This window comes from Mesorhizobium sp. CA13, from assembly GCF_020165235.1.
GTDB lineage: Bacteria > Pseudomonadota > Alphaproteobacteria > Rhizobiales > Rhizobiaceae > Mesorhizobium.
The window spans coordinates 965,456-983,194 of the sequence record NZ_JAIUHS010000001.1; the positions used below are offsets into that span (position 1 = coordinate 965,456).

Sequence of the window (17,739 nt, forward strand, 5' to 3'; positions counted from 1 at the left end):
ACTCGACTTCTCAATTTGCCTGCACTGAAGCCATCGCGCGCCAGACCGGCCGCAACGCCTGGTGCGCCAACATGTAGGACGGGCTCATCCTGTCATAGATCGCGGCGAGGTTCCGATCGCTCGGCTCGGCCTCGCCAAGCAGCGGCGTTACCCATTCCGCGACGCATTCGTCCATCGACTTATACAGGCCGACGCATACCGCCGCGATCATCGCCGCGCCGGCCGCCCCGGCCTCCTCGCGCTCACTGGTGCGGATGTCTGCGCCGACGGCGGCACCGAGGATCTTGCGCAGCGCCGGGCTTCGGGCGGCGCCGCCGGTCAGCCGGATCTCGCGCGGCAATGGCCCCATGGCGGCGTAGCAATCGCGCGCGGCGAAGGCCAATCCCTCGAAGACGGCGCGCACCAGATCGGCATAACCGTGACGCGAGGAAATGCCGACGAAGCCGGCCCTGGCATTGGCATCGACGAACGGCCCCCGCTCGCCGGCCTCGGACACGTAGGGCTGGTAGAGCAACGACGCCGGCTGCGATGCGGCGATCCAGGTGTCGACGAGCGCGATCATCTCGCCATTGCTGCGGGTGATGCCTTGCGAGGCGAGGATGCCGGAGGCCAGCCCAAGCACCCAGTCGATGTTGAGCGTCGCCGCCATGTTGGACTGCATCTGCGCGAACACGCCGGGCGCCGGCATGGCCATGGTGTAGCCGGTCGCGGCCTCGTTGAGCTGCACGTCGTCCGGCGTCTCGGCAAGCCGCATATGCATGCCGGTCGAGCCGATGATGGTGCAGCCGGGCTTGCGCTCGCGGTCGAGCAGGCCGGCGCCAAGCGCGGTGCAGACGACGTCGACATAGCCGAGCACGACCGGCGTGCCGGCAAGCATGCCGGTGGCGGCGGCCGCCGCCTGCGACAGTGCGGCGCTGTGCGTGGTGCCGTCTGTGACCGGCGGCAGCAAATGCCTGAGGTCGGCGACGCCAAGCACGTCGAGCACATGCTCGCTATAGTCGCGGGTGCGGAAATCGCCAAAGGTGAAGGTCCCCTCGGAGGGATCGGTGGCACGTTCGCCGGTCAGCTTGAAATAGAGCCAGTCCTTGCAGTGAAACGCCGTCGCCGCCTTGGCGAGCATTTCTGGCATGTTGCGCTTCATGAACACGAATTGCGAGCCCTGCTGGCAGGCGGCGAGCCCGCTGCCGGTCTTTTCGAAGCGCAGTCTGTCTTCCGGTCGCGCGCGTATTTCCTCGACGACGCCTGCGGCGCGCGCGTCGAGCCAGAGCCAGCCCTTCGCCACCGGCTCGCCCCTGCCGTCGATCAGCCAGGTGCCGTCGCCCTGCCCGGTCACCGCGATGGCGATGGTCCGGCCGGCGAGATCGGGCACTTTCTCGGCGAGCTGGCGCAAGGTCGCCGCCGCATCCGCCCATGTGCGCGCAAGATCCTGTTCGGCGCCGCCGCCTGGCAGCGTCTCGTACCGGTTCGGCGTTGCCGCGGCGGCGATCTGCCGGCCCTTCGTGTCGAAGGCGATGGACTTGATGACGGAGGTGCCGGCGTCGATGCCGATCAAGAGATCACGCATCAGGCGAGCTCCATGCCGTGCGAGATGGCCTCGCCGCTCGCCTGGTCGAAGACATGCAGGTTCTTCGGGTCGATGCTGACATTAATCGGCGCGCCAAGGTCCAGCCGGGTGCGGTCGTGCTCGACCAGGACCAGCGAGCCGCCGGCGAAATCGGCCGCTATATGGGTCTGGTCGCCAAGCCATTGATTGGCCGAAACCCTGGCGGGGACACCCTCCTTCGAGCGCCGCACCGCGTAAGGCCTAATGCCGATGACGACCCGCTCGCGGCTGAGCAGCTGGTCGCGGACGGGAGCGCTGAAGGCGTCCTTGTCGTAGTCGAGCGACAGGCCATCGGGCAGCTTGAGATTGATGCGGCCGGCGGTGGCGCCGACATAGGCCTCGAAGACGTTCATCGGCGGCTCGCCAACGAAGGTGCCGGTGAACAGGTTCGCCGGACGTTCCTTGATCCGGTCCGGCGTATCGAACTGCTGCAGCACGCCGCCTTCCATCACCGCGATGCGGTCGGCAAGCGCATTGGCCTCGGTCTGGTCGTGGGTGACCAGGATCGCGGTCAAGCCGCGTTCCTTGATGAAATGCTTGATGCGGCCGCGCAGCACGGCGCGCAGCTGCGGTTCGAGCTGCCCCATCGGCTCGTCGAGCAGATGCAGGTCGGCGTCGCGGATCAGCGCCCGGCCAAGGCTGGCGCGCTGCTGCTGGCCACCGGAGATGGAGCTTGGGTAACGCTCCAATATGTCCTCGATCTCGAGCAGCTTGGCGATGCTGGCGACCCTGGCCTCGACCTCGCTTCTGGGCAGCCGGGCCGCCTTGAGCGCGAAGGCCATGTTCTCGCGCACCGTCAGCGGCGGGTAGAGCGAATAGCCCTCGAAGGCCATCGCCACGTTGCGCCTGACCGGCGGCAGCGTGTGCACCTGGCGGCCGGCGACCGAGATCGCGCCGCGCGACACCTCCTCGAAGCCGGCGATCATGCGCAGCGTCGAGGTCTTGCCGCAGCCGGACGAACCAAGCAGCGCCACGATCTCGCCCTTGTCGATCTCCATCGTCAGCTTCTTGACGGCGTGGACGCCGCGGTCGATCGGGCCATAGAATTTGTCGACGCCGGAAATGGTGAGTGCGCTGGCGCTCATGCGGCTTCTCCGTTGCGCAAACTGACGACGTTCTTGGAGCCGATGCGCTCGCCGCTGGCGCGATCGAACAACAGGGCGCTCTTGCCGTCTACGGCGATATAAGCCTTGCCTTCGCTGCGGCCCGGTGTTCCGGCCGGCCGCGAAACCAGGATCTCGCGGCCGCGCAGCGTGCGCACCAGCGTGACGATCTTTTCGTTGAGCGGCGTTTCGGCCTCGACCGTCACCGGAATGGCGCCGGGTTCATTTTCGCCGACGAAATGCAGGGCTTCCGGCCTGAGCCCGATGATGCAGTCGCGGCCGACCGCGGTCTCGGGAGCCCCGCCGAGATGGACCTGCACGTTCGATAAGGCGACATGGATTCCCTTGGCGCCAAGCGCCGGCTTGACGTCGAGCAGGTTGATGGTCGGATCGCCGAACAGCCGCGCGATCTCGACATTTGCCGGCTCGCGATAAATCTGTTCGGGCGTGCCGAGCTGGCTGATGACGCCTTGCGACATGACCGCGATGCGGTCGCCGAGCGCCATGGCTTCCTTGTAGTCCTGGGTGACGTAGACGACGGTGGCGCCGCGGTCTGCGAGCAGGCGCGGCAGTTCGAGCCGCATCTCGAAGCGCAGCTTGGCGTCGACATTGCGCAAGGGATCGTCGAGCAGCAGCAGCGGCGGCGAGCCGACCAGCGCACGGGCAAGTGCTGTGCGCTGCTTCTGGCCGTTGGAAAGAGCACGCGGCTTATGCGAGAGCACATGGGCGATTTTCAGCAGCCTGGCGACGCTCTCGACGCCCGCCTTGATCGCGCCCTGCGACGACCGCTTGGCCTCCAGCGGCGTAGCGATGTTGTCGAACGCGCTCATATGCGGAAACAGCGCGAAATTCTGGAACGCCATGCCGACGCCACGGAATTCAGCGTCGACATCGGTCATGTCCTCGCCGCCGATGAGGATCTTGCCTTCATCGGGGTCGATGACGCCGGCGACGAGGCGCAACAGCACCGTCTTGCCAGCGCCGGAGGGTCCGAACAGGACAAGCGTCTCGCCATCGGCGACGGTCAGCGACAGATTGTCGAGCACGGTCTGGCTCTTGTAGCGCTTGACGATTTTTCTGAGTTCGAGGCTGGCCATGGAACTACCCCTTCACCGCGCCGAGCGACAGGCCTTCGACAAGGTAGCGCTGCGCATAGAGGGCGAGCGCCAGCGTCGGCGTGATCGACAAAACGATGGCCGCCGAGATCTGGCCGTACTGGATGCCCGAGGAGGTGATGAAGGCGAGCGCGCCGACCGTCACCGGCTGCTTGTCGGCCGAGGCCAGCACCAGCGCGAAAACGAAATTGTTCCAGGCGAATATGAAGGCGAGCAGGCCGGCCGCGGCGATGCCTGGGCCGGCGAGCGGCAGCGCTATTCTGCGGAAGGTGGCAAACCAGGAATGGCCGCCGATGCGATAGGCATATTCGATGTCGGCCGGAATATCCTCGAAATAGCCGCGCACGATCCACAGGATCAGCGGCAGGCAGATCAGCTGGTAGACCCAGATCAGCCCTATATAGGTGTTGGCCAACCCGAGCTTCTGGAAATAGAGCGTGAGCGGCAACAGCACCAGCAGGGCCGGCGCGAACCTGAACGACAGCAGCGTGAAGGCGATGTCCTCCGAGCCGCGGAACTTGTGCCGCGCGAAGGCGTAGGCCGCCGGGACGCCGAGCAGCAGCGACACCGCGACCGAGGTCACCGACAGGAACACCGAATTCCACAGGTTGCGCATGAAGGCGATGTCGAGCGTGCCGGCGGCGGTCGTCAGTTTGCCGGTGATCAGCGCGGTGTAGTTAGCAAGCGTCGGCTCGAAGACCAGCTGCGGCGGAATGCGCAGGATGGTCTCGTTGGTCTGGAACGACATCATCAGGATCCAGACGATCGGGAACATGAAGAAGATCACGACCAGCGTGAGTGCCGCGCCGCGCAGGGTGCGTTCAAGCAAGGAGGTGTGTTCCATGGCTGCCTCCTCCTATGCTTGGCCACGGGCGCGCTCGCGCAGCCTGAGCCAGTTCTTGATGAAGATGTTGGAGAGGAAATAGGTGATCGCCCACAGGATGATCATCAGCGCCGCCGAGCGGCCGACATTGGTCGACTGGAAGAAGTTGAGATAGGCCTCGACCTGGAACACGGTCAGCGTGTCGCCCGGTCCTCCTTGCGTCATGGCGTAGATGATGTCGAACTGCTGGATGGAATCGAGCAGGCGGAACAAAGTCGCCGTCAGGATGTAGGGCGTCAGCATCGGCAGCGTGATGCGGAAGAAGACGAAGCTCCTCGGCACGCCGTCGAGGGCTGCGGCTTCAAAAGGCTGCGTCGGCAGGCTGCGCAAGCCGGCAAGCAGCAGGATCATGATGAAGGGCGTGTAGACCCAGATATCGACGAGAACGACGGTGAACAAAGCCGTCGACGGCGACGAGGCCCAGCGGAAATCCTGTAAGCCGATGAGGCTGGCGAGATAGCTCAGCACGCCGAAGCCGGGATTGGTCATCAGCTTCCACATCAGCGCGGCCAGCGCCGGCGCCGTCATCAGCGGCATCAGCAGCATGATCGAGATGAAGTTGTTCAGGGTCGAGCGCTTCTGCAAAAGCAGCGCGATGGCCAGGCCGAGAAGCAGTTCCAGCACCACCGTGGTGCCGGCATAGAGCAGCGAGACCTTGAGCGTGTTCCAGAACTTCGGATCCGTGAAAAAGGAGATGTAGTTGTCGCCCCAGTTGAACTGCCGCGCCCAGGGCTGGCTCAGCCGATAGCGCTGGAACGAATAGACGACCGAGGTCAGGAACGGAATCAGGATGCCGATACAGACCAGCAGAGCCGGCAGGCTGAGCACGTAGGGCAGCACTCTCTTGCTGATCCTGAAGCCCGAGGGCTTGGGCCTTTGCGATACCACCGCAGTCATCGTGCTGCTCCGTTGTCCTTGTCGCTCCGCCCTGCCGGCCGCCCAAGGGAGCAAGGCGGCCGGTCGGGCGAATTAGCGGCCACCTTACGGCACCGCGTCGCAAGCTTGAAAAGGTCGGACCGGCCTGCCAGGGCTGGCCGGTCCTCCGTTACATCTAGCCGAGGCCGGCTTCCTTGAGCTGGCCGTTGATGCTTTCGGCCAGCTTGTCGAGCCCCTCGTCCACCGGCACTTCCTTGGCCACCATCTTTTGCAGCGTCGCCGCCCATTCGGTGGTGAGATCGAAGAACAGCGGCTGCGCGGTGAACTTGATCGAGGCGCCCGGCGCCGAGGCGTCGAACATCTCGACGTAGCCGGGATAGCTCTTGTTCAGCTTCTCGCGGAATGTCTCATCCTTCCAGACCGACTGGCGGACCGGATTGACGAAATCCATCTTGGTGGCGCCGAACAGCGCATGCTCGGGTCCGGAGGCCCATTGCATGAAGTACCATGTGGCGTCCTTGTCCTTGGAGAAGTTGGACATCGACAGCGACCAGATCCAGATGTTCGGCGTTGGCGCCTTGGCCTCCGGGTTGGCCTTGAAGGCGGCGAAGGCAAGCTTGCCGGCCATCTTGTTGTCGCCGCCATTCATGAAGTAGCCGAGGATGTCGGCGTCGAAGATCATCGCCGAGGCGCCGGCGCCGAGATCGGCGCCGACCTGGTACCAGGTGTAGGTCGACCAGTCCTTCGGACCGCTTTCCTGGATCATCTGCACCCATTGCTTGTGGAAAGCCTTGGACTGGGCAGTGTTCATGGCGGCCGACAATTTGCCGTCGGCCGACACGTTCAGGTCCTTCTGGTCGAAATTCGCGTAGGCCGACAGGAAGCCCGGATGGATCGTCGCCCAGGAGCGCGACCCGCGCACGCCAATGCCGTAGACGCCGCCGCCGACATCCTTGGTGAGTTTGGCGGCCGCGGCCACCATCTCGTCCATATTGCCGGGAACCTTGACGCCCGCCTTGTCGAACATCCCCTTGTTGTAGGTGATGTTGTTTTGTTCGAAGCCCCACGGAATGCACCATTGCTTGGCGTCTTCGGAGCCCAGAGCCCCGCCCGGCTTGCCGTTCCAGGCGCAGGAGTTCTTGACGCCGGGCAGGAAGTCGTCCCAGGCATAGTTGGGGTTGGTCTTGGCCGGATCCTTGATCCATTCATTCAGGTCGGTGATCCAGCCGGCTGGGCCGTAGGTCCAGGTCATGTAGGCGCCGGTCATGAAGGCATCGTATTCGGGCGAGCTCGCCGACAACGCGGCCGTGACCTTGTCGAAATAAACGTCTTCCGGGAACACGTCGTAGACGACATTCATGCCGGTCAACTGCTTGAAGTTTTCGAGGTTGGCGATCATCGCATCCGCATAGGGATGCTTGTTGAGCAGGAGCTTGATGGTCTTGCCCTGGTGCGCCTTCCAGTCGAAGTCGGCGGCCAGCGCCCGGGTCTGCCCAAGATTGAGCAGCGTACCGGCCGTGCCGGCGGCAAGGCCCATCGCACCCAGGCCCTTGATCAGCCCACGACGGTCGACTTGTCCGCGCAGGAAAGCGTCAATGAGGTCTTTCTCTTTCTCATGCATTTGGTCTTCTCCTCCACAGGGTAGTTTTAACTGAACCGACGCCGGCTACCCGACTGGCGTCTCCTCCACGAGCGATCGCGCTGTCCGCTCATCAGTTATCAGGCCCTTGAGATAGCGGCCCTCCAGCACCGCTTTGACCGCTCGAACCTTGACCTTGCCGCCGGCTACCGCGACGATCCGGCGGCTGGCGATGTCCTCGCGCGCCAGCGCCAGCGCCCGGTTGGAAAGGGTTGTTGCCACCGCTTTGCCGGCATCGTCGAAGAAATGGCCGAGCAATTCGCCGACGCCGCCATTGCGGCGGATCTCCTCCATCTCGCCCTTCTCGATCATGCCGGTGGCGACGAGCGAGGCTTCGCGTTCGGCCGTGCCGATGCCGGCAAACAAAAGGTCGGCGGATCTTGCGAGATCGAAAACCTCGCTGATGCCCTTCTGTCCCAGCAACACCGCGCGGTCGTCCACAGTGTTGGCGAACATCGGCACCGGCATCACATAGGCTTCGGCGCCGGTGCGCTCGGCGAGGCGGTGAATGACGTCATGCGGGTTGGCCGAGAACTTCCGCGTCAGGCCGCCGAGCAGCGAAACGAAGCGGATCTTGTCTGTCGAGCTGCGCGGCAGGTATTCCACGCAGGCGGCGAGCGTGCGGCCATGGCCGACGCCGATCAGCGCCTGCTCGCCGCGTTCGATCTCACGCTTGAGGAATTGCGCGCCGGCGATGCCGAGCGCCTTGAGCGGCAACTCCTCGGAATCGAAATCGGGAACCACCTCGCAATAATCGAGGCCGTAGCGGCGCGACAGCTCGTCCTCGAGCTCGACGCATTCCGAGACTTCGCCGTCAATATAGACCTTCACCAGCCCTTCCTGATTGGCCTTGGTGATCAGGCGGTGGGCCTTGAGGCTGGTCAGCCCGAGGCGCTTGGCAACCTCGGACTGGGTAAGGCCGCCGGCGTAATGAAGCCAGGCGGCGCGTGCCGCCATGCCGGTTTCATCATCGCGCAAGAGGCCGTTTCCAAATCCAACCACGTTCCGCCCTTTGATATTTTTTTCAGTTTCTGCAAAATTTTTCACACCGACGCGTCGGAGTCAAGCGCCAAGCGCCTGCAAAACAACGCGAGGTTCAAAAACGGGCGCTGATTGTCAACGAGAATGGACATGCGGACACCTGACACGCGGCACCTATCAGGGCCACGGCAACGCTCGAAAGAAAACGGTGTCGGCTTATGTTCGCGCAGGAACCCGATCACCATGGCCGCCATCCAGGTGAAGCGCCGCCGCCCAGCGGCCCGCCGGTGAGCGGATCGCAGCATTCGGCAAGCCGCTTTCGGTGATCAGGTCCAGGCCGGACCGCGATGGGCCGAGCGACGTCGATGCCCCCCGCGGCGGCAAAGGCCGACGGCGAGCAGGGCCTATTGCAACGTCCGCGCCGCGGACGGCATGGAATGGTCGTGCGCCATGCCGGCATCGGCATCTTCCACGCCGAGCCCGCGGTCGAGGCCGGTGGCCACCACGGAAACCCGGAACCGGCCTTCCATGCTCTTGTCGAAGATGGCGCCGACGATGATATCGGCGTCTTCATAGACCTCTTCACGGATTCTCGTGGCGGCCTCGTCGACCTCGAACAGGGTCATGTCGCGGCCGCCGGAAATCGAGACCAGCACGCCCTTGGCTCCCTTCATCGACATCTCGTCCAGCAGCGGGTTGGCGATGGCGGCTTCCGCCGCCTTCATCGCCCGGCTATCGCCCGACGCCTCGCCGGTTCCCATCATGGCGCGGCCCATGCCGCGCATCACCGATTTGACGTCGGCGAAGTCGAGGTTGATCAGGCCTTCCTTGACGATGAGATCGGTGATGCAACTGACGCCGGCATAGAGAACCCGGTCGGCGATGACGAAGGCATCGGCGAAGGTGGTCTTGGCGTCGGCGATCCGGAACAGGTTCTGGTTGGGGATGACGATCACGGTGTCGGCGCTTTCGCGCAGCCGCTCGATCCCCTCTTCGGCCATCTGCATGCGGCGCCTGCCCTCGAAAGTGAACGGCTTGGTGACGACGCCGACCGTCAGAATGCCCGCCTTGCGCGCGGCCTGGGCGATCACCGGCGCGGCGCCGGTTCCGGTGCCGCCGCCCATTCCGGCGGTGACGAAGCACATATGGGTGCCGGCCAGATGGTCCATGATCTCGTCCAGCGATTCCTCGGCCGCGGCGCGGCCGATCTCGGGAAGCGATCCGGCGCCCAGCCCTTCGGTCACATGCGCGCCGAGTTGGATCAGCCGCGTCGCCTTGGACATGGTGAGCGCCTGTGCGTCTGTGTTGGCGGCAATGAATTCGGTGCCCTGAAGCTGCTCGGCGATCATGTTGTTGATGGCGTTGCCGCCGCCGCCGCCGACGCCGACAACGGTGATCTTGGGTCTCATCTCGGAGATCTCGGGCTTCTTGAACTCGGCCATGCCTCTTCTCCTTCGCCAGTCGCTCGCGCTTCACGCCCCGCCAGATCGATCACACCGCAAAACGGCAACCGACGCAGAGCGGCGTGACGAATCAGTCCGCTCGGATGGGTGTCCCAAAAAGCCAGAGAGCGGCCAGAGGTGCAAGTGCGGGGAAGGTCAAGATTTGTGATAGGGGCGTTTCATATCCCCATGACGGCCGCGCATGCCCGAGAGTGATGCCGGCATCCCGGGCCTTCATGCGGCTGCAGACGCTGCGCGCTGAGCCCGATGCCGAGCCTGATGCCGAGCCTTGGCTTTCCGCGTCCTTACCTCTATGTTGCGATCGCAGATCGCGCAATTGGTTTTGAAATGCCTCCCGACATCCCAGCTAGTGACTTGAAAAAATAGGGAAACGTTCCGGCTGCGGCCGGATACGGGTTCCGAAAATTCACAAGCCATTTTTACCAGGGATAGTGCAGCCGATCAGGGCGCGGGCACCCTTCGAAACCAGAGGTTGGAAATTGGGCGATGCAATCGCGGACGTTCTGAACTGGCTTGAGAGCCGAAACGACATCCAGAGCCTGAGGGCCGCGGTGTGCGACCTCAACGGCATCATGCGGGGAAAACGCATCCCCGTCGAGCAGGCGCGCAAGGCGCTGGATGGCAAGCTGCGCATGCCCTATTCGCTGATCGGGCTGGACATCTGGGGCGAGGATATCGAAGGCAACGCGCTGGTGTTCTCGACCGGCGACGCAGACGGACTGTGCCAGTGGACCGGCCGCGGCATCCTTCCCGTGAACTGGACTGCGCATCCGACCGCCCTCATCCCGCTCTGGCTCGCCGACGAAAGCGGCGCACCGTATCTCGGCGATCCCCGGCGGGCGCTGGCCCGCATCCTCGACCGCTACAAGGCCTTGGGCCTGACCCCGGTCGCCGCGACCGAGCTCGAATTCTACCTTGTCGATCCGCAATCGCAGCGGCCGGTCGGGCCCGTCTCGCCGGTCACCGGGCGGCGTCTGGATTCCGACGCGGCACTGTCTATCGACGAGATCGACGACTTCGAGGCCTTCATCCACGACATCTACGAAGCCTGCCGGGCACAAGGCATTCCCGTCGATACGGCAATCGCGGAGAACGGCGTCGGCCAGTTCGAGATCAATTTGAACCATGTCGCGGACGCGCTGCGGGCAGCTGACGACGCCGTCCTGTTCAAGCGCACGGTGAAGGGCATCGCCCGCAAGCACGGCTTTGCCGCCTGCTTCATGGCCAAACCCTATGGCGACCGGGCCGGCAATGGTTTCCACGTCCATTTCAGCCTGCTCGACGCCGACGGGCGCAACGTCTTCGACGACGGCACCGACCAGGGCTCCGGCATTATGCGCCACGCTGTCGGCGGACTGCTGGCGGCGATGGCCGAGAGCACGCTGGTGTTCGCGCCGCACTTCAACTCCTACCGCAGGCTCCGGCCGAGATCCTACGCGCCGACCGCTGTCGCCTGGGGTTACGAGAACCGCATGGTCGCGATCCGCATTCCCGGCGGCCCGACCGGTGCGCGCCGCATCGAGCATCGCGTATCGGGAGCGGACGCCAATCCCTATCTTGTGCTTGCCGCCATACTGGGCGCGGCACTGGTCGGCATCGAAAGGCAGATGTCACCGGGCGACCCCACCGGGAACGACGGGCAAGGCCTTGCCCCGGCCAAGCTGCCGCCGGACTGGGCATCCGCGATCGCGGCCTTTGAAAGCGGGACGCATGTGGCGGAGATCTTCCCGGCGATCCTGCGCCACTCTTTCATCGCCTGCAAACGCCAGGAACTGAATACGTTCGCGCTCAACGTCAGCGACTTCGAGATCGAGACCTACCTCGAAAGCGTCTGAGGCCGCGCTGACGGACAGCGGCGGCGTCGGTTCAGGACGACCTTCGAACCGCAAGGGCTTGCGGTGCAGTCGCTGACCGGGCATAAACATGATAGTTTTTGTCATGTATTATGCCCGGGATAAACAGAATTGACCTTCGTTGCGCGCATGGAGAGCCGGATTCAGGGATTTGCCGTGATCGGCGACCTGAAATGGCACGTCTGGGACGGCGTGGTCGCCGATCTCTGGGATGTCTCATGCGGTGACAATGCCGAGGGTTATTACGTCTCTCCCGACCCCCGGCTGTTCGTCACTCTCGGCGTCACCGGCGACGGCGCCTTCGTCGTCGAAGGCGCCCAGGGCGAGCCGCGCCGTCACAACCAGGCGTTTTCCATGGCCTATATACCGGCCGGGGTGCCGATCCGCGGCCGGGTCGAGGGACTGAAGCGGATCAGGCATCTCGACCTGCATTTCGACGCGGCCACACTGACCCGCCGCTTCGGCCGCAGCCTCGATCGCGATGCCTTGCAGATGTCGCGCCTCCAGTTTCGCGATGATCGGATCGCCACGCTTGCCGGCCTGATCGCCGCTGAATGCGGCAGCGAGCGGAAGGTGCATGATCTTTATGGCGAAGGTCTGCTCAACGCCTTGTTCGCATGCGTTTTCCAGATAGACCGGCCAAGTGCCGCCAGGCGCCGGACGCCCCTGTCCCGCCGCAAGCTGCGGCTCGTCACCGACTACATCGACGCCCACTGCCTGGACAGGATCCGCCTTGCTGATCTTGCCGCGCTGACCGGCCTGTCCGAAACGGCGATCAGCCATGCCTTCAAGGCGGCAACGGGCGTGCCGCCGCACCGCTGGCAAATGCAGGCGCGGATCGACAGGGCAAAGGCGATGATGGCGCATGAGGCGGCCTCGCTTGGCGACATCGCCCAGGCCACCGGCTTCTTCGACCAGGCGCACCTTACCCGCGTGTTCAAGTCCGTGGTCGGATTGACGCCCGGTGCGTGGATGAAGAGCGCCAACCGCCAGTGACATTTCCGCAACATAGTGCCGCGATGTCCGTGGTTTGGACAAGAACGGACAACCCAGCCAAATCCATCCAATGACCCGCAGATAAGTTGATATAAATCATCAAGTATCTCAACGACGACAGGCGGGGACTTTCCTGATGAGCAGAATCTACCGGATCAAGGCGCTTCTGGCGGCCGGCGTGGCAGCGGTCGCGATGATCCCGCCAGCGCTCGCGCAGACGGCGCAATCCAGCATCCAGCTCGAACCGGTCGTGGTCGAAGGCGAGGTTGGAGACAGCGCGACCGGGCCGGTCGAGGGCGTCGTCGCCAAGACGACCAGAACCGGTTCCAAGACCGCGACCGACATCAAGGAAGTCCCGCAATCCGTCTCGGTGGTCGGACGGCAGGAGATCGAGGATCAGGGTGCACAGAAGGCTGACGAGGCGCTGCGCTACACCGCCGGCGTCTTTGCGCAGCCTTTTGGCCCCGACAGCGACACCAACTGGATGTACATTCGCGGCTTCGATGCAACGGCCACCGGCACCTACATGGATGGCCTCCAGCTGTTCAGCTATGGTTTCGGCGGTTTCTATGTCGACAGCTTTGGCCTTGAGCGCATCGAAGTGCTGAAAGGCCCGGCCTCGGTGCTCTATGGCGGCAGCAATCCCGGCGGCATGGTCAACTATGTCAGCAAGCGCCCGGACTTCGAACGCACGCGCTATGTCGAAACCGGCGTCAACGATGCCGGCAATGTCTATCTCGGCTTCGACATCGGCGATGTCGCCAACAACGGCACGGTCAGCTACCGGATGACGGGCAAGGTCGCCGGCGGCGATACCTACAGCGACCTGCAGAACGGCTGGCGCGGCTTCATCTCGCCGAGCATTAGCTGGAAGCCGGACGAAGCGACCACGCTAACCATACTGGCCAATTACAGCCACATCGACGAGAACCATAACGGCGGCAGCTTCCTGCCCTATGATGGAACCGTGATCGATCACATTGTCGGCGGCGTGAACTATGGCCGCATCGATCCCGATGCGAACTTCACGGAACCGAACATCGACCTCTACAAACGCGAGCAGGGCTCGCTCGGCTACGAGTTCGAGCACACGTTCGACAATGACTGGACCTTTCGCTCCAACGCCCGTTTCACCGCCGCCGACATCAACGAGGTCAGCGTCTATCCGAACGGCTGGTCAACCATCGGAGGGCCGACCGAGCTGGCGCGGATCAATTTCGATCATGACACCGCGGCCAAGACCTTCCTCGCCGACAACCAGATCGAAGGCAAGGTGGCGACCGGAGCGATCGAACATACGATCCTCGCTGGCGTCGATTTCAAATATTACAACATCGACCAGGTACAGTCGTCCGGCCTCTACGATCCCAATTATGACAACCCGATCGACGCTTTCGATCCGGTGTACGGTTCGCCGCTGACGCCTCGTGTCAGCTATCTCAATCAGGACCTGACGCAGAAGCAGCTTGGCTTCTATGCACAGGATCAAATGCGCTTCGGGGATGGCTGGCTGGTGACACTGAACGGCCGCTACGACCGTGGCTGGCTCGAAGCCGACAACCGCCCGACCTATTACTCGGCGGGCTCCAGCACGCAGAGCAGCACGGTTGGCGATTTCTCCGGCCGCGCCGGCCTGGCCTATGAATTCGCCAACGGCGTAACCCCCTATGCCAGCATCGCCACCTTCTTCAATCCGATCATCGGCACCGATGCGACGGGCAATCTGTTCAAGCCGGAAGAGGGCACGCAGTACGAAGTCGGCGTGAAGTATGTGCCGACTTTTATCGATGGCCTGTTCACCCTGTCGCTATTCGACCTGACCCGTCAGAACGTACCGTCGAATGTCACTCCCTTCACCCAGATGCAGACCGGCGAGTTGCGTTCACGCGGCGTTGAGCTCGAAGGCAAGGTGAACGTGACGGAGGATTTCCGGGTTACCGGTGCATTCACGGCTTACGATATCGACATCACCAGGGACGCCAATCCGGCTCTCATCGGCAAGACGCCTTTCATCGTGCCGGAAGTGATGGCTTCCGCATCGGTCGACTACACCTTCCGTGGCGACTGGTATGACGGCATCTCGATTGGCGGCGGTTTGCGCTATATCGGCTCCTCATGGGCAGACAATGAGAATACGGCGAAGGTTCCGGCGGTGACGCTGGCCGACCTGAAGCTCGGCTACGAGAAGGAGAACTGGGGCGTCGACCTCAACATCACCAACCTTTTCGACAAGACCTATGTGTCGGGCTGCCAGACAACGCTCACCTGCTCCTACGGCGAAGGCCGCTCCTTCAAGCTGAAGGCGCACACGAGTTGGTAGTCATGGACCAAACCCGCCGGCGATGATCCATCCGCCCAACAGACGGCAGGTGCTTGCGCTGGCGGCCGCGGCCTTGCTGCCGCCGGTTGCCGGCAGGACCGCGACGACAAATGTTGCCGCGATCGATTGGGGCATGCTGGAAACGCTTCTGGCGCTCGGCGTCGAGCCGGCGGCGGCGACCGAACTGATCCAGTTCCGCAGGATTGCGGTCGAGCCTGCCGTTCCCCAATCCGTGACCGATCTGGGACTGCGCGGCACGCCCAACTACGAGCTGTTGCGCATCGTCGCGCCGGACCTGATCATCATCTCCAATTTCTACGAGTACCAACGCCCGATTCTGGAGCGCATAGCGCCGGTGTTCGCGCAAACCGTCTACGATGCCGGAGTGCCGCCCTACGCTCTCGCCGAGGCAGCAACGCTGGCGCTGGGCGAAAAGCTCGGACGAGCGGCCGAAGCGCAACGTTACGTCGGCGACACCGCCGACGATATAGCGCGGCGTCGCGCCGCCTTGCCAACGACGTCCGCACGGCCGGTCTTTGTCATCAGCCTCGGCGACTCCAGGCACTTCCGCGCCTTCGGCCGCGACTCCATGTTCGGTGACGTGCTCACGCGGCTCGGCCTGGTCAATGCCTGGTCCGACGAGACAAGTTACAGCGCGGCAGCACCCGTCGGCCTGGAGGCGCTGGCGCGGGTGCCCGAGGCCTCTATCCTGATCGTCTCGCCCTTGCCGGCGGATGTCGGGCGCTCGCTTCCCACCAATGCGTTGTGGAACGCGCTGCCGGCGGTGCGCCAGGGCCGCGTCGCGGTGCTCGAAGCCATCAACCATTTCGGCTGCCTTCCGTCGGCGCGCCGCTTCGCGCGCCTGGCGGCGGCGGCGCTTGCGGATCATGCTTCATGACGGGGCGCGCTGTGGCCCGAAGCGCGATACCTCACCGCATGATCGGCGGCGCGCTGTCGCCTATCATCCTGTGGGGCCTGCTCGCCGGGCTGGCCGCACTCTTGTTCGCATGGCGCGTCGGCATACAGCAGCCGGCGTCGCTGCCGGGCGATCTCCATCATGTCATCCTGTTCTACAGCACGCTGCCGCGCGCCGTCGTGGCGGTGCTGGCGGGCGCCGTGCTCGGCCTGTCCGGCCTGCTGTTGCAGCATGTGCTGCGCAATCCACTGGCGGAACCATCGACGCTCGGCATTTCGGGCGGCGCGCAACTGGCGATGACCACAGCCTCGCTTTACGCGCCGTTGCTGATGGAGCGGTCGCAAGGGCTGGTGGCCTTTGCCGGCGGCACCGCCGCTGTGCTGCTTGTGCTGGCGTTGACCTGGCGGCGCGGGCTGGAGCCGGTGTCGGTCGTGCTCGCCGGAATGATGGTGGCGCTGACTGCGAGTTCCGTCAGCGCCGCGCTGATCCTCGCCAATGGCGATTACCTGTTCTCGCTGTTCATATGGGGCGGCGGGTCGCTGGTGCAGCAGGATTGGGGACCGGCCATCGCACTGACGATGAGGCTGGCGGCCGGCGCTGTCGCGGCATTGATGCTGCTGCGGCCGCTGACCATCCTTGGCCTCGACGACGCCTCGGCGCGCGGCCTTGGCGTTGCCCGCCACACCAGCCGCTTTCTCATCATCGCGCTTGCGGTATGGATGGCGACGAGCGTCGCGGCGCAGATCGGCGTCATCGGTTTCGTCGGCCTTGCCGCGCCGGCGCTCGCCACGCTTTCGGGCGCGCGCACGCTGCGGCAGAAGCTGATCGCCGCGCCGCTGATCGGCGCAGTACTGCTGTGGCTGACGGACGGGCTGGTCCAGCTCGCCGCCGGCCCTGGCGGCGAGCGCATTCCGACCGGCGCGGGAACCGCGCTTCTGGGCGGCCCACTGCTGCTTTGGCTGCTGCCGCGGCTGCGCATGTTCGAATGGCCGCATCTCGGTTCCAATGGCATGACGCCGCGCAAGGCCCGCCGGCCTTGGCGCGTCATCCTCGTCCTGCTTGCGCTCACATTTGCCGCCGCCGCCTTGGCCCTCGTGGTCGGTCGCGGACCGGCAGGGTGGTCGATCGCCGGCGGCGACCTGCTGGCCGATCTCGTCTCCTGGCGCGCGCCCCGGGTCGGCGTGGCCGCGGCCGCCGGCGCAATGCTCGCGGCGGCGGGCGTGGTCATCCAGCGCGTTACCGGCAACCCTCTGGCGAGCCCCGAAGTGCTTGGTGTCGGCACCGGCGCGGGCGCCGGCCTGACCGCCGTGTTGACGGTCAGCGCAACCGCCGGGCTGGGCTGGCAGCTCGCCGGCTCGGCCTTGGGCTCACTGGCGGCACTGGCCGCCATGCTGGCCATCGCCGCCAAGGCAAAATTCGGCGCCGACCGATTGCTGCTTGCCGGCATTGCCATGAGCGCACTGTGCAGCGCGCTGATCACCGCTACGATCGCGATGGGCAATGCACAGTCCTATGTGCTGTTGCGCTGGCTGAGCGGTTCGACCGGCCAGGCGGCCGCCCTGGACGCATCCGTTGCACTGGCCTGCCTGTTGCCGCTGACGCTGCCGCTTTTCCTTGCCGCGCGCTGGCTGGACATCCTGCCGCTCGGGCCGGACAGCGCGCGCGGACTTGGCGTGCCCGTAGCCGGCGGGCGGCTGATGCTGGTCGTTGTCAGCGCGCTCCTGACCGCGCTGGCCGCTTTGATCGTCGGCCCGTTGAGCTTCGTCGGCCTGATCGCGCCACACCTTGCCCGGCTCCTCGGCTTTTCGCGCGCACGCGTTCATCTTGCCGGGGCGATGCTTCTGGGCGCCTTGCTGATGACCATATCGGACTGGCTGTCGCGCATGGCGGCCTTCCCGTACGAACTGCCTGTCGGCCTGTTCGCCTCGCTGCTTGGCGGACCTTACCTCGTCTACCTGCTTGCCAAGGGCGTGCCGCGCCAAGGCTGACTC

The 17,739-nt window shown here is 64.6% G+C and carries 13 protein-coding genes; 5 read left to right on the forward strand and 8 right to left on the reverse strand.

Features of this window, described 5'->3' with window-relative positions:
- Positions 1-10 precede the first annotated feature (10 nt).
- From LB566_RS04845 to ftsZ, 8 genes are all read right to left on the reverse strand, one after another.
- Positions 11-1,564: an FGGY-family carbohydrate kinase gene (locus LB566_RS04845; RefSeq protein ID WP_224623500.1), complete on the reverse strand. Its 1,554-nt coding sequence runs from the start codon at positions 1,562-1,564 to the stop codon at positions 11-13.
- Positions 1,564-2,688: an ABC transporter ATP-binding protein gene (locus LB566_RS04850; protein WP_224623501.1), complete on the reverse strand. Its 1,125-nt coding sequence runs from the start codon at positions 2,686-2,688 to the stop codon at positions 1,564-1,566. The genes LB566_RS04845 and LB566_RS04850 overlap by 1 nt, the downstream gene beginning before the upstream one ends.
- Positions 2,685-3,803: an ABC transporter ATP-binding protein gene (locus LB566_RS04855; protein ID WP_224623502.1), complete on the reverse strand. Its 1,119-nt coding sequence runs from the start codon at positions 3,801-3,803 to the stop codon at positions 2,685-2,687. The genes LB566_RS04850 and LB566_RS04855 overlap by 4 nt, the downstream gene beginning before the upstream one ends.
- Before the next feature lie 4 nt (positions 3,804-3,807).
- Positions 3,808-4,665 carry a carbohydrate ABC transporter permease gene (locus LB566_RS04860; RefSeq protein ID WP_224623503.1) on the reverse strand — a complete coding sequence of 286 codons (858 nt, stop codon included), beginning with the start codon at positions 4,663-4,665 and terminating at the stop codon, positions 3,808-3,810.
- 12 nt (positions 4,666-4,677) lie between these two features.
- Positions 4,678-5,601: a carbohydrate ABC transporter permease gene (locus LB566_RS04865; protein ID WP_023777019.1), complete on the reverse strand. Its 924-nt coding sequence runs from the start codon at positions 5,599-5,601 to the stop codon at positions 4,678-4,680.
- 154 nt (positions 5,602-5,755) lie between these two features.
- A complete protein-coding gene (locus LB566_RS04870) occupies positions 5,756-7,201 on the reverse strand; it encodes an ABC transporter substrate-binding protein (protein ID WP_140497757.1) in 1,446 nt (481 codons plus the stop codon).
- A gap of 45 nt (positions 7,202-7,246) precedes the next feature.
- Positions 7,247-8,221, reverse strand: coding sequence for a sugar-binding transcriptional regulator (locus LB566_RS04875; RefSeq protein WP_181165158.1), 975 nt, complete (start codon positions 8,219-8,221; stop codon positions 7,247-7,249).
- Between the two features lie 383 nt (positions 8,222-8,604).
- Positions 8,605-9,642, reverse strand: coding sequence for a cell division protein FtsZ (gene ftsZ, locus LB566_RS04880; protein ID WP_140551191.1), 1,038 nt, complete (start codon positions 9,640-9,642; stop codon positions 8,605-8,607).
- A 500-nt stretch (positions 9,643-10,142) separates the two neighbouring features.
- On the opposite strand from ftsZ, the gene LB566_RS04885 reads away from it, so the two are divergent.
- The 5 genes from LB566_RS04885 to fhuB all read left to right on the forward strand — a co-directional run bounded on the left by LB566_RS04885 (position 10,143) and on the right by fhuB (position 17,736).
- Complete coding sequence (locus LB566_RS04885) at positions 10,143-11,498, forward strand: glutamine synthetase family protein (protein ID WP_224623504.1); 1,356 nt, start codon at positions 10,143-10,145, stop codon at positions 11,496-11,498.
- A gap of 129 nt (positions 11,499-11,627) precedes the next feature.
- On the forward strand, positions 11,628-12,512 hold the full coding sequence (locus LB566_RS04890; RefSeq protein WP_224623505.1) for a helix-turn-helix domain-containing protein: 885 nt from the start codon (positions 11,628-11,630) through the stop codon (positions 12,510-12,512).
- 136 nt (positions 12,513-12,648) lie between these two features.
- Positions 12,649-14,832 carry a TonB-dependent siderophore receptor gene (locus tag LB566_RS04895; RefSeq protein WP_224623506.1) on the forward strand — a complete coding sequence of 728 codons (2,184 nt, stop codon included), beginning with the start codon at positions 12,649-12,651 and terminating at the stop codon, positions 14,830-14,832.
- A gap of 22 nt (positions 14,833-14,854) precedes the next feature.
- A complete protein-coding gene (locus tag LB566_RS04900; protein ID WP_224623507.1) occupies positions 14,855-15,730 on the forward strand; it encodes an iron-siderophore ABC transporter substrate-binding protein in 876 nt (291 codons plus the stop codon).
- Positions 15,727-17,736, forward strand: coding sequence for a Fe(3+)-hydroxamate ABC transporter permease FhuB (fhuB, locus tag LB566_RS04905; protein ID WP_224623508.1), 2,010 nt, complete (start codon positions 15,727-15,729; stop codon positions 17,734-17,736). The genes LB566_RS04900 and fhuB overlap by 4 nt, the downstream gene beginning before the upstream one ends.
- Positions 17,737-17,739 lie beyond the last annotated feature (3 nt).